Source organism: Methylovorus sp. SPW-M1 (genome assembly GCF_053848825.1).
In genome coordinates this window covers 1868154-1880611 of record NZ_CM132626.1, presented here as the reverse complement: position 1 = coordinate 1880611, position 12458 = coordinate 1868154, and the positions used below count along the sequence as shown (strand labels likewise).

Here is a 12458-nt window from a genome sequence, read left to right as displayed (position 1 = left end):
GAGGAAAAATCATGAGTGCTTTATCAGCATCAATTTCGCAACAGCAGAGATTGGAATCCACTGGTATTTCATTTAATGACGAAAGTATGTTGCATGTACGTCGTCTGACACGGGATGCCATCCATAAAATTGCGGCTACCGTTCGTCCAGGCATGGTGGAAGAGGACGCGGTGGAAATGGCAAAGGATATTCTGGCCGAGATGCAAATGCTGAAAGGGTGGCACGATGTATACGTACGTTTTGGCCCCAATACGATCAAGACCTTTGGCGCTCCCTCGGACCCCGGGATTATTCTGAAGCAGGATGATATCTTTTTGATTGATATCGGCCCGGTATGGAAGCAATGGGAAGGGGATGGAGGCGATACATTTGTTGTTGGCAGTCACCCTTTGTACCGTCAATGCGCAGAGGATGCGCGCGCCATTTTTCATGCCGTCAGACACCGCTGGTTGACGACAAAGGCGACAGGGAAAACGTTGTATGCCTTTGCGGTAGAAGAGGCGAGTAAACGGGGATGGGTCCTGAATATGGATCTTTCCGGGCATAGAATTGCGGATTTTCCGCATGCGGCCATATATGAAGGTCCGCTGGCCGACGTTGACTTTAGTCCCTCTCCACTCTTATGGGTTCTGGAGATTCACATCCGCCACCCTAGCTTGCCTTTTGGCGCATTCTTTGAAGATATGTTGTTGGGGGATGAGTATTTCGTTGGAGAGTGATAATGGCGCGGCGCCCGCATGTGTTCTATCTGTCCAGAAGTGATGACGTTGACGCTTGCTCGACAGGGAACATCGGCGCGGCGTCGACATAAGCGACTTATCCTATTCCTTGGCCTGGGCCAGCATGGCACGGATTTGTGCCATGCGTTCGCGGCCATTTTCCTTGGCGGCAGCCGGGTCACTCGCTGGCATGCCAAAATGCTTGACGTCATCGTGCGGCAATTCGGCAATGAAACGGCTGGGTTCGCAGCTCTCGGTTTCACCGGCGCGCTTGCGCTTGCGGCACCAGGAAATATTCAGCGACTTCTGCGCACGGGTAATGCCCACGTACATCAGGCGGCGCTCTTCCTCAATGCGGTCGGTGTCTATGCTCTCGCGGTGCGGCAATATGCCTTCTTCACAGCCGATCAGGAACACATGGCCGAACTCCAGGCCCTTGGCTGCATGCAGCGTCGATAGTTTGACCGCGTCCGGCTCGCCGTTTTCGCGGCCTTCCAGCATGCTCATGAGCGAAATCATCTGCGTCAGTTCCAGCAGGTTTTTCTCGTCCTCATTGCCTTTTTTGGTGAGCCAGCCGGTAAAGTCCAGCACGTTTTTCCATTTGCTTTCGGCGGCGCGTGGTTCTTCACTGTCGTAAAGAAAGGCCTCGTATTGGATGGCATTTAGCATGTCATTCAGCATCTCGCCTGCCGGGTCGCGCGTGGCGCGCTCCTGTACGCGGTTGATGTACTGGCAGAAGGTCAGCAAATCTTCCAGCTGGCGGGCGCCCAGTTCGCGCTGAAAGTCGCCCTCAAATGCGGCGGCAAACAGCGACAGGTGATGGTCGCGGGCATATTCGCCCAGGCGTTCCAGCGTGGTGTTGCCTATGCCTTTTTTCGGGGTGGTGGCGGCGCGGATAAACGCCGGATCATCGTCTTCATTGGCGATCAGCCGCAGATAGGCCACCAGGTCCTTGATCTCGGCCTTGTCGAAGAACGACTGGCCGCCGGAGACGGTGTAAGGCACCTTGTGGTTGCGCAATTGCTGCTCGAAAATGCGCGCCTGATGATTGCCGCGATACAGAATCGCGTAATCGGAAAACTGCGTGCGGTGCTCGAATTTGTGTGCCATGAGCTTCATGACCACCGACTCCGCTTCGTGGTCTTCATCGCGGGCAGCGCTCACCTGGATGAGGTCACCAGTGCCCAGCTCGCTCCACAGCTTTTTATCAAACAGCTTGGGGTTGTTGGCGATCACCTGGTTGGCAGCGCGCAGGATGCGCACGGTGGAGCGGTAGTTCTGCTCCAGCTTGATCACCTTGAGTCGCGAGAAATCCTCGGTCAGCTGCCGCAGATTTTCCACATCGGCACCGCGCCAGCCGTAAATCGCCTGGTCATCGTCACCCACCGCGGTAAAGCGGCCTTCGACGCCTGTCAGCAGCTTGACCAGCTTGTACTGGCAGGCGTTGGTATCCTGATATTCATCAATCAGCAGATATTTGAGCTTGCGCTGCCATTTTTCCAGCGCCTCGCGGTGCTGTTCAAACAGCTCCACCGGCAGCTTGATCAGATCATCAAAGTCCACTGCCTGGTAGGCCTTGAGGGTTTGCTGGTAAAGCTGGTAGACCTTGGCGGCGGCGTGCGTCAGCTCTTCGTCCGCCTGGGCCTTGGCCTGGTCCGGATTGATAAAGGCGTTTTTCCACTGCGAAATCTGCGATTGCGTACGGCGCAGCAGCTGCTTGTCGGTGGTGGCCAGCACATCGGCCAGTATCTTGTAGCTGTCGGAAGAGTCCAGAATGGAAAACTGCGGCTTGTAGCCGAGCAGGGCAGCCTCCTGCCGCAGCATCTGCAAGCCTAGCGAGTGGAAGGTGGCAATGGTCAGGCCCTTGGCCGACTTGCCTTCCAGCAAATGCCCCACGCGTTCCTGCATCTCGCGCGCCGCCTTGTTGGTAAAGGTGATGGCGGCGATTTCACGTGGCTGGTAGCCGCATTGCTCGATCAGGTAGGCGATTTTCTGCGTGATAACGCGGGTCTTGCCGCTGCCCGCACCCGCGAGCACCAGCAAAGGGCCGTCCAGATATTTGACCGCTTCACGCTGCGGGGAGTTGAGTTTGCTTAACATGCACCAGGTGGATTCGTTTCAGGGAAAAATCGGGGGATGCCGTTGATGACAGGCAGCGCGCTTCGCAAGTTGCACGCGTATTTCCAAGTTGCATAAGTTTAGCTTTAACCGGGTTTTGATGCCAGCAAGCATTGCTTGTGGCATAGTGTGAACTAACTAAAAAAGAACCAATAAAAGGACAATGAATCCGTAATGTTAGGCTTGGATTTCAAGACCATGGTTGTCATGGCTACCTTGCTGACATTCTGCATGTCAGGACTGCTTATTTTCATGCGTTTTCATGGTATCCGCGGCCCGGAATACTGGGCTGCCGGCAATCTCTCCATCAGCTTTGCCATGATGTTTGTGATGTTCCATTATGATGACATTCAGCATTGGGTTTCGCTGATCCTGTCGCTGATGGTGTTCGGGCAATCGGTGCGCCTGCTGGGGATACGACGCTATACCGGACAAAAGGTGCGCTATTACTTTCCCTTCGTGATGGTCTGTGGCCTGCTGCTGCTGGATGTTTTCACCCTGGGTTTCTTCAGGAGCCAGCCGCTTACGGTGTTTGTCAATTCCATGGGGGTCGTGTTTCTGCATGTTGCGTCGGCAGGGCTGTTGTATCAGTTTTCCATCAAACCGGCGCGTGCGCCCGCCGAGCGCATCACCTGCCAGATCACCGCTGTCATTTTCTTTATCATGGCCCTGCTGATGGCGTATCGCGGCATCAGTGCGCTGTTTGCCGAGGGGCCTATTCTTGATCACCCCATGGGATGGCAACCGAATGTGCTGACCTTGCTGGTTGGCAGCATGCTGCAGATGTTGGTCACCTTTGGTCTGGTGATGATGGTGAGTTTTCGCAAATCCTCTGAGCTTGAGCAGTATGCGCATTACGATGCGCTGACCGGTATTCTGAACCGGCGCGGTCTGGAAGAGGCGGCACGGCGTCTGGCCAGTTTTGGCCGCCGCAATGACAGCGGCCTGGTCATGCTCTTGCTGGACATTGATCTTTTCAAGCACATCAATGACCGCTGGGGCCATCCGGTTGGCGACGAGGTGCTGCGTCAGCTCACCCGGCAAATCAAAACCCAGACCCGGGAAGAAGATGTGCTGGCCCGCTACGGTGGCGAGGAATTCTGCCTGCTGCTGCCAGGCTCCACCGAGCAGGAAGGCATACAGTGTGCCGAGCGCATACGGCAATCGGTTGAGTCCCTGCGTATTGTTCAGGGGCCAGTCACGCTCCAGTTTACCGTCAGTGTAGGCATCACCTGTGCAAGGCTGGCTGGCTATGATTTCCGCAGTCTGCTGGCTTCGGCGGATGCGGCCCTGTATGCCGCCAAAAAAGCCGGGCGTAATCAGGGCGTGGCGTATTCCAGCCTGTCAGGACTGAATCTGCAGGCAGCGTAATCTGTGTCTGCCTTTATCCACTCGCCTTTCATGCATGCCCACAGTCATTTGCTGTGCAGCAGTTACCTGCGGCTGACAGGCCGCCCGCTGATTGCCCAAGGGCAGGGCGACATGCCCAATGACGCGCTGCTCGCCGAGTCGCTTTACGCAGCCGATGTGGCCATCGTTTCGCACGACACGGCCGCTGACCCCATATTCAACTATGCCAATCTGCAGGCGCAGACCTTGTTTGGCTATGACTGGGAGCACTTTGTGCACTTGCCCTCCAGACTGTCTGCCGAGCCCATGGTGCGCGAAGCGCGCGCGGCCTTGTTGCAACGTGTCGCAAGGGATGGCTATGTCGATGATTATGCTGGCGTGCGGGTGACTGGCGATGGGTGTCGTTTCATGATCACCCGGGCCACGGTGTGGAATCTGCATGATGCAGAGGGGGTATACCGGGGCCAGGCGGCCTGCATACACGACTGGCATGCGCTTTAGCATGGTCGGTGGCATCAAGTTTATGGGGGATGCAGCCGATATTAATGAATCACTGGACCAGGCCCTGTCCAACAAGGGATGGATATGTGGAACATTCCCTGCGGGTAAGCCATTCGTGCGCTGATACAGATCGAACCATAACGGTAGACATAATTTAACGTGCTCGATTATAAAAAACAGATTATTCGGCCTTTTATCCTGGCGTCCGTGCTGCTTAGCGCAGCCCTGGCTGGCTTGTTGTTTGCCGCGATCCATCTGGTGCATATTTCGCGGCAGGCCGAGCAGACTGACGTGCTGCGCATTGAGGCCATCAAGCTGCACAAGGCGATTGTCCAGGTCGAGACCGGGCAGCGCGGTTATCTGCTTACCCAGAATGTGCGTTTCCTGGAGAACTATCGCAAGGGCAAGGCTGATATCAAGCGCATCACCCACACCATGAATGTGCAAATGATCGACGTGCCGGACATCAAGCATCGCTTTGAGGATGTCAGCAAACTGGTCGAGATCAAGCTGCGGGTGACAGAAGCCTCCATCCAGACCGAGATAAATTCCGGCGCGTATGCCCCCCATCTCAACTCGGCCAAGATCGGCGTCAATATCATGGACAGGATAGACACCGAGCTGGAAGATATCGATGACCTGTTGCAGCGTCGCAAAGCCGAGTTGAGTGATGCCTCCCGTCGCGCGCTAAAGCAGACCATGGGCGGCGCTGCCTTGTTGCTGCTGACCGTGATCGGACTCTTTACCGGCGCCTATTACAAAACAGTGCGCCTGTTTGAAATCGCGTCCACTTCCCAGACCACGGCGGAGGAAATGAGTCATGATGCTTACCATGATTCGCTCACCGGTTTGCCCAATCGCCGCTACTTCGAAAGCTATTTCCGGCGACAGATTTTCCTCTCAAAGCGCAGCGGCCAGCCGTTTTCGCTGTTTTACCTTGATCTGGATGGCTTCAAGGAAATCAATGACCGGCACGGCCATGATGGCGGAGACCTTGCCCTGAAGTTTGCCACCGAGCGTTTCAAGAATGCCTTGCGGGAGTCTGATTTTATCGCCCGCCTGGGTGGCGATGAGTTTGTCGTGCTGGTGCACAACTACCGGTCTGTCAGTGAAATCGGCGGTTTGGGCAATCGCATCATTCGCTATATCAACCAGCCGTTTACCATTGATGGGCAGCACCAGCTGCTGGGCGTCAGCATTGGTATCAGCTGTTATCCCATGGATGGTCAGGAGGCGGATGAGTTACTGGATGCCGCTGACCGTGCCATGTATCAGGCGAAGAAAAACGGCAAGAACCGCCTGGTGTTTTCGCAGGATTGATACGCGAGGTGCGTCCTGCGGTTAAGTGGAGACCTTAGTGTTCCGGGCTGTCGTTTTCAGCTGAGCCGTCTTGTGGCTGTTGGCGGGCTTTGGCCTGCGCCGCTTCTTCGGCAGCATCCTCTATGGCCTGCTTTGCCGCCTGCATCATCTGCTGACGGGTATCTGGCGTTTCCAGGCTGATACGGCCCAGGGCGCCGGAGCGGTAGTCCACCAGAAAGGCCATGGCGGTTTTTTCCATGTCAAACTCACCGCCTTTCAGCCGGTAAGCCCGGCGCTTGGCCACGGCTTCCAGTACATCCACTGCATCCATCCCACTCACGTCTATCTTGTAACGGGCATTGAGCAGGGCGGGGTAGCGTTCCAGCAGCAGGCCAGCCAAAAACACCGCCACATCTTCATCAATCACCGCATTGCGGCCAATGGCATGGCTGGCAGCCAGCATATAGCCGTCAGACTCATACTGAATCTTGGGCCACATCATGCCGGGGGTGTCGGTGATGCTCATCTGGTCGTTCAGGTCAAAGCGCTGCTGGCTTTTGGTCACGGCGGGCTCGTCACCTACCTTGGCAATGCGGCGATTCAGCAGCGCATTCATGAGCGTAGATTTGCCTACGTTGGGGATGCCCATGATCATCATGCGCAAGGGCTTGAGATTGGTACCGCGGTGCGGCGCGAGGGCTTTGCACAGGCCGGGGATCTTGCCGGCGTCCCCCGGTTTTTTACACGAAAGCGCCACCGCTTTCACGCCAGGCTGCTTGTTGAAGTAATTGAGCCAGGCCTGGGTGACGGCAGGGTCGGCCAGGTCGGCCTTGTTCAGAATCTTGAGGTTGGGCCGCTGCCGGAACAGGCGCAGCTCTTCAATCATGGGGTTATGGCTGGCTTCTGGCACCCGCGCATCCAGCACCTCGATCACGATGTCGATATGCTCCATGGTCTCGGCTGCTTTTTTCTTTGCCGAGGTCATATGTCCGGGAAACCACTGTATTGCCATTATTCAGAACCGCCAATGATGATGCGCACGCCAGGCAGCGTGCGGTTTTAAGGATGTAATGTATGGATGCTGGCTAGTATTTTTTGCCAACAATGTGCAAGTATGCCGCCAAAACCGAAATTAGACCAACGATCCAGTGCCCGAGGCTGAACGCATTGTGCCATTGATCATCGATGAGGTAGTAAAGCAGATAGCCGCTGATGACCAGCCATATCCACACTGCCAGCAGAGGCAGGCCTGTCCACCAGCGCTTGGGGTGCTTGAGATACGTCTTGATATGATGCTCCAGCAACATGCCGAGGCAGAGCAGGCCAAACATGGCAAAAAAACCATGTAAACGCAGCGACCAGATTTCAAGCGGATGCTTTTCCGGGCCGAATTCACCCTGGATTTCCAGAAAATAGTGCCCGATCAGCCATGTAATGCCGGAAATGGCGATCAGGAGCAGGGATGGATACAGTATTTTTTTGGTGAATCGGGAGGGACGCATCAGCTTGCACAATCAGTGGATGAGGCGGGCATGATAGCGCTCCAGCAGGGCTGGATTCAATGCATTTAACCATGCCAGCTTGGTCAGAGCGTCAGCCGCCATCGCGGTATTCGCCACTATGCTGATCGGATGGGCGAGCGCGGGTAGGCATTCCCGGGTATTGGGGTCGACAATCGGCAGCTGGTCCAAGGCGGTGTCACGATTGCTAGGCTGGCCGGAAGTTGCCAGCGCCTGATTGTGCAGATAGCCCAGCGGTACATACATCTGATGCTGCCGGCGGTGTATCGGTGCTTCTGTCGTGCCATAGATTCGCATATCCCCACCCGCGTTGATCAGTGCTGAAGGCACGCCCATTGCCTGTAAAGCTTCAATGGCCAAGTCGACCGCATAGCCTTTGGCGATGCCGCCCAGATCAATCAGCGTGTTTGCCTGCTTTTTGAGACTGGCCGTCCCATCTTCATGAGGGGTGATTTCCAAGGGCTGTCGAGGTGAAAAATCTTGGGGCATTGTGGTGATCCATTCTTCCGGCAGATAAGCTGCACGGGCCAGCACGTCGCCGATGCATACATCAAACATGCCATCGCTTAAGCTCCACAGGGTTTCAGCAAACTCCAGAACCTGGAGGGTATGGGCATGAATCGTTATCAGCTCTCCAGCGCTTGCCAGACGGTAGCGGCCAAGATCGCTGTGGTCGTCATGTACGCTCATCAGGGCATGCACTTGCCGAATGGCCTGATAGGCTGTCTCAAATAATGGAGAAGGATCGGTGCCGGGTTCAAGCCAGAGGCTGACCTCCACTATCGTACCTAGCGCGATAGTGGCGCGTTTATGTTTTTCTAATGGCAACGTCATAAAGCGTGAGCATGCGGCGTATGCCCTCGGTAATGTGCTTGCAGGACAAGGTGGCCCCGGCAATGTTCTGTATGTCTCCGTTGAGCTTGATGGCGTCGGTTTTCTTTTTGCCAGTGAACTGCGCCCGCCATTTCTCATTGCGGATTTGCTGGCCGTAGCTTTCCAGATACTCCATGACTTCTATGCCCTGAACTTCGCCTGCCAGGTTGAGGGCGACTGCATAGGTGATGAATTCATGCCGCCCCAATACCTTGTCGATGACCAGATAGCCCACATGCCTGTCACCCTCAAACACCTCAAAAAGGTGCGTGGGGATGGGCGTGCTGGTGGGGGAGCTGTCCTCTACTTTTTTGATTTGTTCAGGCGTCAGGCTCAGATTTTTAGCCTCAAAGCGGGAGGCGTGCGGGTATAGCGCTTTTTGCACGGTTTCAGCCGTGAAAAAGACCTCGGCATACGATGATTGCGAGGCAACCAGGCAAACACCAAAAAGCGCCAGTGGCAGGCGATTGGAAGACATGATGGTCTGTCCTTTAACAGGTTAATGGGCTGGCTTGCCCGCATACGCATGCTGGCAAGCCAGTTGCCCCATGAGAAATTAAAGGGGAATGCCGAATTTGAACATGAATTCGTCGCGGCCATGGTCGTCATTCACATAACCACTGGAGCATTCAAACTCGCCAGCATTCATGCATGACCCTGACTTGAGCTGATGGCGCCATGCCACAGTTGCCCACCATTTCTGGGTACCGTAGTGCAGGTTGGGGCCAATGAAGTGAGCGTGCTGAGTGACATTCTGGTAAAAATAGCCAGAAAAATCATTGTGGTAGCGGTATTCCAGGCCACCTGACCATTTGGGTGCGAAGCGATAGCTGGCCCCCATCAGCAGGTCGGCGTGGGATGCTTTTTCCGGATTGGTGTTGGTAGCCACCTCGTCGCGCTCCGTTTCAAAGACCAGGTTGCTGGCAAGAATAAGCTTGTCATCCATCAGGTTTTTTTGCAGCAGCAGGCGATATTCAAAGGATTTGTTGTCGTAGCCCAGGGTTGGCTCGAAGTAAACACCAATGCCAATCCAGTCGGTATAGGGGTTGGTAATCCGCCAGATCAGTTCCGCAGCCACACTCTCATAACGGAACTTACTATAGCTTTTGGATGTGTCTATGCTTTCGGGAATGCGGGAGCCTGCTGTCTCGCCAAAACGGTCATTCTGGTTGGCATTGACGTAGTTGGTATTGACGTAACCCGCGATTTGCAGATTGTCCGACAGGCCATATTCGATTTCACTGCGCATATCGAAATCTTCGTAACGCCCAGCTTCCTGGCGATGGTTCCACTGCATGCGCTGCTCAAACTCATAGCTGCCTTTAGGCTGTAAATCCAGTGTGTAAATCCAGCCAAAATTGCCTTCGCCTGCGTGCACTGCCGGGCTAATGAAGACAAGAGCACCCAGTGCCAATAATACAACCCTATTGATATTCATGTTTTTTCCTGACTATTTGATGATGAGGCGGTATGGTTGGCATACCTTAATTTTGTGTATTAACACTTATTTAGTTATGGGTATTATTATATTTGAGAATAGTTCTTGTTTTCAAGAATGCACAAGTGAATTTACATTTTTTGAATAGCTGACAAGCCTGCTGCGTTGCAAGCAAACAACAGTCAATAAAGTCGCTACCAGAGGATGATAAAATGCCGCCATGACGCTCATTCCAGAAATCCACCCCAATCAATCCATCGCCCTGCTCAAGGAGCTGCACATCCTGACGCGCGACGGCAAGCTCAACCAGGACACGCGACGCAAGCTGAAGCAGGTGTATCACCTCTACCAGTTCATTGAGCCTTTGCTGCAGGAAGTCATGCAGGGCAATCCTTCGCCCATGCTGGTGGATCATGGGGCGGGTAAATCCTATCTGGGCTTTATTCTTTACGATCTCTTCATGAAGCAGCAGGCGGCCGGGCAGGTGGTGGGGGTGGAAACCCGCGCCGAGCTGGTGGAAAAATCCCGTCAGTTGGCGTCCGATCTGGGGTTCGCGCGCATGCAGTTCCATCATTTGTCGGTGGAAGACGCCATGCGGTCGACGGCCTTGCCGCCAAAAGTGGAAATCGTGACGGCGCTGCATGCCTGCAATACCGCCACGGATGATGCGATACAGTTTGGTCTGCAAAAGCAGGCGCAATTCATGGTGCTGGTGCCGTGCTGCCAGGCGGAAGTGGCCGAGGTGCTGCGCAAGCGCAAGAATGAGTCCTTTTGTAAAACGCCGCTATCGGAAATCTGGCGTCACCCGATACATACCCGCGAATTTGGCAGCCAGATCACCAATGTGCTGCGCTGCCTGCAGCTTGAGGCGCATGGCTATCAGGTGACGGTGACCGAGCTGGTCGGCTGGGAGCATTCCATGAAAAACGAGCTGATCATTGCCCGTTACAAGAATAATCCGCGGCGCAATGCGCGCGAGCGGCTGGAGCAGATACTGCAGGAGCTCAATCTGGAAGATTTGCGCTCCCGCTTTATGCCAGCGGAGGTTTAGGGCTGGTCGTTTTGTTCTTTCAGGCTGCCGTAGGTGAGGGCAAATTGCCGGGTGACCTCGGCGCCAAAAAAGAAAATCTGCGCGGAGTAATAAATCCACAGCAACAGCGCGATCAGCGAGCCCGCCGCGCCAAAGCTGGATGAAATGCCGCTGCGGCTCAGATACATGCCGATCAGCAATTTCCCCAGGCCAAACAGCAAGGCCGTGAGCACGGCGCCCACCACCACATCCGACCACGACAGCCGCACATCCGGCAGCATCTTGTAGACCACGGCAAACATGGCGGTAATCACCGCAAACGACAGCAGGGTCGAGATGTATTTGAAAATCGCCATGTGCTGCAGCAGGAAATCCAGATAGCCCCCCAGGAAATAATTGGCGTAATGCTCGATCAGCCCCAGCCCGGCGCTCGCCAGCAATGAGCTCATCAGCAAGGCAGACAGGATGATGATCAGGCCGAACGAGGTCAGGCGCGTGATCAGCAGTTGCTTGAATGCATGTTTATTGCTGACGACGGCTTTCTCCACTTCCCAGATTTCATCCAGGCTGGCCTTCAGCTCGGCAAATACCGTGGTGGCCCCGATGAAAATCAGCAATGCCGCGACCACCGAGGCAATCATGCCCGACGTATGGTTGCTGGAGGCTGCCAGCAGCGAACTGATCACGCGTGCACCGCTTTCGCCGACCAGCATGGACAACTCTTCAATCACATGGCCCTGGGCGGCTTGTTCGCCCAGAAAATAACCGGTTACGGCAATCACCAGCACCAGAATGGGGGTGAGCGAAAAAATCGTATAAAACGCCAGGGCCGCGCCCTTGCTGGTGGCGCGGTGGGCAAACCAGGCAACGATGGCACTGGTGAAGAGCTGGCGCATGCAATTGAGATAGCGCAATGCCGAGCCAAATGGTTTGAAAACAGAATGCAAAGAGGACTCCCATGGTGGTAACAGAGGGTTGCTACAGATTATTCATGCAGGTAGAGGTATGATAATTCGATAATGCACCCGCCAGTGAGTTCCGCTGCTTTTACTGTGCCGTTCACTGTGCCTGGGGCTGGCCAAGGGGCCATGCAGGATCATCGTCATTTTTCAAAAAAGGGGAAGGTATGTCGCGTTTTTCATTGGCTAGTCTCATGCTTCTGGTTTCCATTGCAGTGCCGCTGCAGGCGCAGGCCAAGGCCAAGGCCTCGGCAGGCAAATTCACCGGCGAGGATTTCAGCGGCGTATACCAATGCACGGGCGATGATGCACATGAGGGAGCTTATACCGGCACTGTCACCATGACCCTCAAGCCCGAACACAGCCGCGGCAGCTATGCCAGTTATGATTTCAAGCTGGAAGTGCCGGACTACGGCACCTACCTCGGTCACGCTGCCGCCAACGGCCGCCATGTTGCCATGCACTTTGGCCTGCAGGACCCGACCACGCATGATTACGGCACCGGCATTGCCGTCATGAAGAAAACCAAAGCGGGCAAATGGCGCTTTCACAAATTCTATTTCGAGCCTGAGTTCAAGGGCGGCAACACCGGGCTTGAAGACTGTGTGATCAAGTAAGCACTGGATGTCGGGGCGCCCGTCTTAACATCAC

General features: G+C 55.0%; 13 protein-coding genes. 6 read left to right on the top strand and 7 right to left on the bottom strand.

The annotated features are described in order from the left end of the window. Nucleotides 1-11 precede the first annotated feature (11 nt). The gene (locus ACWWD9_RS08790) at nt 12-719 is read left to right on the top strand and encodes a M24 family metallopeptidase (protein WP_455866806.1); all 708 of its coding nucleotides are present in this window, start codon (nt 12-14) and stop codon (nt 717-719) included. A 102-nt stretch (nt 720-821) separates the two neighbouring features. On the opposite strand, the gene ACWWD9_RS08785 is transcribed toward ACWWD9_RS08790, so the two are convergent. Further along, nucleotides 822-2819, bottom strand: coding sequence for a UvrD-helicase domain-containing protein (locus tag ACWWD9_RS08785; RefSeq protein ID WP_013441904.1), 1998 nt, complete (start codon nt 2817-2819; stop codon nt 822-824). A gap of 192 nt (nt 2820-3011) precedes the next feature. Here ACWWD9_RS08785 and ACWWD9_RS08780 point away from each other — a divergent pair, with 192 nt between their 5' ends. The 3 genes from ACWWD9_RS08780 (at nt 3012) to ACWWD9_RS08770 (ending at nt 6008) form a co-directional block, all read left to right on the top strand. Further along, nucleotides 3012-4208, top strand: a complete 1197-nt coding sequence (locus tag ACWWD9_RS08780; RefSeq protein WP_455866805.1) for a GGDEF domain-containing protein — start codon at nt 3012-3014, stop codon at nt 4206-4208. A gap of 30 nt (nt 4209-4238) precedes the next feature. Continuing rightward, nucleotides 4239-4688 carry an MEKHLA domain-containing protein gene (locus tag ACWWD9_RS08775; protein ID WP_455868148.1) on the top strand — a complete coding sequence of 150 codons (450 nt, stop codon included), beginning with the start codon at nt 4239-4241 and terminating at the stop codon, nt 4686-4688. A 159-nt stretch (nt 4689-4847) separates the two neighbouring features. Continuing rightward, entirely contained in the window at nt 4848-6008 is a 1161-nt protein-coding gene (locus ACWWD9_RS08770; RefSeq protein WP_455866804.1) for a diguanylate cyclase domain-containing protein, read from the top strand. A gap of 34 nt (nt 6009-6042) precedes the next feature. Here the strand turns inward: ACWWD9_RS08770 and ylqF are convergent, their stop codons facing one another. The 5 genes from ylqF to ACWWD9_RS08745 form a co-directional block, all read right to left on the bottom strand. Beyond that, complete coding sequence (gene ylqF, locus ACWWD9_RS08765; protein ID WP_015829835.1) at nt 6043-6999, bottom strand: ribosome biogenesis GTPase YlqF; 957 nt, start codon at nt 6997-6999, stop codon at nt 6043-6045. Between the two features lie 73 nt (nt 7000-7072). Next, nucleotides 7073-7489, bottom strand: a complete 417-nt coding sequence (locus tag ACWWD9_RS08760) for a hypothetical protein (protein ID WP_238525359.1) — start codon at nt 7487-7489, stop codon at nt 7073-7075. 12 nt (nt 7490-7501) lie between these two features. After that, nucleotides 7502-8341 (bottom strand): FAD:protein FMN transferase, encoded by an 840-nt coding sequence (locus tag ACWWD9_RS08755; protein WP_455866803.1) that lies wholly within the window; start codon nt 8339-8341, stop codon nt 7502-7504. After that, nucleotides 8316-8858, bottom strand: a complete 543-nt coding sequence (locus ACWWD9_RS08750; RefSeq protein WP_455866802.1) for an FMN-binding protein — start codon at nt 8856-8858, stop codon at nt 8316-8318. Before ACWWD9_RS08750 ends, ACWWD9_RS08755 begins: the two co-directional genes overlap by 26 nt. A 78-nt stretch (nt 8859-8936) precedes the next feature. Continuing rightward, on the bottom strand, nt 8937-9818 hold the full coding sequence (locus tag ACWWD9_RS08745; RefSeq protein ID WP_013441913.1) for a DUF6662 family protein: 882 nt from the start codon (nt 9816-9818) through the stop codon (nt 8937-8939). Between the two features lie 220 nt (nt 9819-10038). On the opposite strand from ACWWD9_RS08745, the gene ACWWD9_RS08740 reads away from it, so the two are divergent. After that, nucleotides 10039-10869 (top strand): class I SAM-dependent methyltransferase, encoded by an 831-nt coding sequence (locus ACWWD9_RS08740; protein WP_455866801.1) that lies wholly within the window; start codon nt 10039-10041, stop codon nt 10867-10869. Here the strand turns inward: ACWWD9_RS08740 and ACWWD9_RS08735 are convergent. Then, complete coding sequence (locus tag ACWWD9_RS08735) at nt 10866-11795, bottom strand: YihY/virulence factor BrkB family protein (protein ID WP_159355821.1); 930 nt, start codon at nt 11793-11795, stop codon at nt 10866-10868. The genes ACWWD9_RS08740 and ACWWD9_RS08735 overlap by 4 nt on opposite strands. A gap of 179 nt (nt 11796-11974) precedes the next feature. On the opposite strand from ACWWD9_RS08735, the gene ACWWD9_RS08730 reads away from it, so the two are divergent. Further along, nucleotides 11975-12424, top strand: a complete 450-nt coding sequence (locus tag ACWWD9_RS08730; RefSeq protein WP_455866800.1) for a hypothetical protein — start codon at nt 11975-11977, stop codon at nt 12422-12424. Nucleotides 12425-12458: the final 34 nt, after the last annotated feature.